Origin of the sequence: Deinococcus sp., assembly GCF_030523985.1 — a bacterium.
Taxonomy (GTDB): Bacteria; Deinococcota; Deinococci; order Deinococcales; family Deinococcaceae; genus Deinococcus.
Window position 1 is genome coordinate 53,911 of the sequence record NZ_JAUNHK010000004.1, and the last position, 3,340, is coordinate 57,250.

3 protein-coding genes are annotated in these 3,340 nt (G+C 66.4%); 2 read left to right on the forward strand and 1 reads right to left on the reverse strand.

The window, feature by feature from the left end; genetic code table 11:
• Positions 1-1,106 (reverse strand): CbiX/SirB N-terminal domain-containing protein (locus Q4C89_RS01630; protein WP_303100865.1); only part of this gene is annotated, 1,106 nt, incomplete at its 3' end.
• 101 nt (positions 1,107-1,207) lie between these two features.
• Here Q4C89_RS01630 and Q4C89_RS01635 point away from each other — a divergent pair.
• Positions 1,208-2,773 (forward strand): nitrite/sulfite reductase, encoded by a 1,566-nt coding sequence (locus Q4C89_RS01635; RefSeq protein ID WP_303100866.1) that lies wholly within the window; start codon positions 1,208-1,210, stop codon positions 2,771-2,773.
• 26 nt (positions 2,774-2,799) lie between these two features.
• Positions 2,800-3,339: an adenylyl-sulfate kinase gene (gene cysC, locus Q4C89_RS01640; protein ID WP_303100867.1), complete on the forward strand. Its 540-nt coding sequence runs from the start codon at positions 2,800-2,802 to the stop codon at positions 3,337-3,339.
• Position 3,340: the final 1 nt, after the last annotated feature.

The window sequence follows — 3,340 nt, forward strand, 5'->3', positions numbered from 1 at the left end:
AACCAGCCACGCGGCAGGGTGCGCCCGGTGCGAATGGGGCGGTGGTGGCCCTCGTCGCTGCGGCCCGTCCAGGCGCTGAGGTCTTGCAGCGGCACGGCCCGCAGGTCGGCGCGGCCCTGGTCGGCGTGGTGGCGCAGGTCGAAGCCGCCTTCCGGCAGGGGCGTGATGTGCAATTCGCCCACCGTCAGCTCCTCCGCGCCCGATGTGACCGCCTGGGCCAGCGTTTCGCCCGCCGCCTGCCAGTCAGGATGGATTTGAGCGAGGTCGGTTCGGGCCGCCGCGTCTTCAGTTTCGGCACTGTCCTCCACCAGCCGCAGCACGACCTCGGTGACGCCAGGGTGCGTTCCCACCGGGCGCGAGTAGCAGACGGTGCGTCCGCCCAGCCGCGTGACTGGGCCGCTCAGTCCCAGGTCGGCGGGAATGGTTTCGAGCGTGTGCCAGCCCTCCGAGGCAAAAAACGGCACGATGATGACCGTGGGCGCGTGGGTCAGGCTGGGCCAGTCGGACACGTTTGGCTCCTGGTCGAGATAAAGCGCCTGCACCTCGGCAAAGTGCCCACCCTGGCGCAGGCTGTCGGCGGCTTGCTCTATGGCCTCGCGGCTGTGCGGGTCGCGCCCGGTGCCGTGGCCCAGCACCACCAGGGCGGTGTCCTGGGGCGTCCAGTCGGGGCAGACCTCCGCCGCCCGCGCCAGAATCACGTCGCTCATGGCGGGGTGGATGCCGTAGGGTCGGGTGTAGTGAAGTTGCCGCCCCTGCACCACTTCGCGCACGCCCTGCGGCGGCAGCGGCCCGCGCCAGGTCAGCCCCAGTTCACGCGGCAGCACCCCATTGGTGAAATAGCCCTCCGACACGAACAGCGGCACCACCGTCACGTCGCGGAAACGGGCCAGCCGCAGCACCTGCCGCAGCGAGGGTTCCTCTTTCCAGTAGGCTTCCAGCACCTCGCCGAACAGACCCCGTTCGCGCACGGCCTGGGCATGGCGGCGCACGGCCTGGGCCGAATCCGCGTTCAGGTGCGAACCGTGACCCAGTACGATCAGGGTACGTCCGGAACTGGCCGCCGCACCCGTCGAGACAACTTCAAGTTGTTGACTTGTTTTGTCCACTATTAAAGTTTACATTTCCGGTCAACGATTGCCAGCAGTTGTCCAACCCTGGGCAGCCCCCCCGATTCCGTGCCCCTCTCTCACCGTTCCGGAGGCCACCCATGTCCGACATCGAAGCCCTGAAAAAAGAACTGCCGCCCTTCCAGATTTTCGACCTGATTCCGCAGTACGCCGCCGCCGGAGCCATCGACCCCGAGAAAATCGACCTGCTGAAGTGGGCCGGGGTGTACCCGCAGCGCCCGCAGGAAGACGGCTTCCTGATGATGCGTGTCAAGGTGCCCACTGCCGAACTGCATGCCGACGCCCTGCGCGTGGTGGCGGGCATTGCTGAAGACTTCGGGCGCGGGCTGCTGGACGTGACCGACCGTCAGGCGTTCCAGTTTCACTGGCTCAGGATTCAGGACATCCCCGAGATTCTGGAGCGGCTGGAAACGGTGGGCCTGCACACCAAAGGCGCGTGTGGCGACACCGTTCGCGCCGTCATCGCCTCGCCGCTGGCGGGTCTGGACGCCCGCGAGAAGATTGACGTGCGCCCGCTGGCCCGCGCTATGGAAGGAACGCTGAGCGGCAACCACGACTTTGAAGACCTGCCGCGCAAATTCAAGATTTCGCTGACCGCCACGCCCGAACTCGAAGGCATCCACCTCATCAACGACATCGGCTTTCTGGCGCACGAAGTGGACGGAGAGGTCGGCTTCGACGTGTGGGTGGGCGGCGGCCTCGGCGCGGTGGCGCACCTGGCCAAGCGGCTGGGCGTGTTTATCCGGCCCGACGAAGTGGTGGAAGTGGGCCGGGCGATTACGGCGGCCTATCGCGACCACGGCTACCGCCAGAACCGCAAGAAGAGCCGCCTGAAATTCCTGATTAAAGACCTGGGCGCAGAGAAGTTCCGCGACATCGTGGAAACCGAGTACCTGGGCCGCAAGCTGCGTGACGGGCCGAGTGCGCCCGTGGCCCGCTTCGGCGGCAGCGACGTGCTGGGCGTCAACCCCCAGAAAGACGGCCTGAACTACGTGGTGCTGACGACCACCGTGGGGCGCATCAACCCTGACAAGGCCCGCAAACTGGCTGACCTGGCCGAGAAGTACGGCAACGGGCATGTCCGCACCACCGCCTTCCAGAACATGATGATTCCGCATGTGAAGTCGGAGGACGTGGACGCGCTGGTGAACGAACTGCGCGAACTGGAACTCGAACCCCGCGCCACGCTGCGCGGCACCACGATTGCCTGCACGGGCACGCAGTTTTGCCGCCTGGCCCAGACCGAGACCAAGGCGCGGGTGGCGGGCATGATTGACGTGCTGGAGCCGAAGCACACCGACCTGGACGTGCCTTTCGTCATCAACCTGACGGGCTGCTCGAATGCCTGCACCCGCTATCAGGTGGCCGACCTGGGCTTCATGGGTGCCCTGCGCGCCAACAAGGAAACGGGCGGCGAGGACGAGGTCTACAACGTCCACCTCGCGGGCAGCATCGGGCAGGCGCAGCGCACCGGAACCAAGCTGAAAGGCGTGGTGCCCGCCGAGCGCCTGACCGAGTACACCGACAAGGTCATCTCCGACTTCAAGACCCACAAGGCGGGGGGCGAGAGCTTCGTGGAATACGCCGACCGGGTGGGCCACGAGCGGTTTACGCCCGAAGCGGTGCTGGCGGGGGGGCTGGCGTGACGGGTTCTATTTCACCCTCTCCCTTTATGGGGGAGGGCCTTGCGAAGCAAGGGGTGGGGGCCGTCGTCTGGTTCACCGGACTTTCCGGCGCGGGCAAAAGCACCCTGGCGACGGCCCTGTACGCCGAACTGACCGCACGTGGCGAGGCGGTGGAACTGCTGGACGGTGACGCCGTGCGCGAGAACCTCAGCAAGGGCCTGGGCTTTTCCAAAGAAGACCGCGACACGAACGTGCGCCGCATCGCCTTCGTCGCGGGATTGCTTGCAAAGCATGGCGTGACGGTGCTGGTCAGCGCCATCTCGCCCTACGCCGACACCCGCCGCGAGGTACTGTCCAATCTGCCAAACGCACTGGAAGTCTTCGTGGACGCGCCGCTGGAGGTCGTCACCGAGCGCGACGTGAAGGGGCTTTACCTGAAGGCACTGGCGGGCGAGATTCCGCACTTCACGGGCGTCTCCGACCCTTACGAAGTGCCCGAAGCGCCCGACCTGCACCTGCGAACCGACCAGATCAGCGTGGAAGACGGCGTGCGGCAACTGCTGGGGAGGCTGGGGTATGACGGCTGAA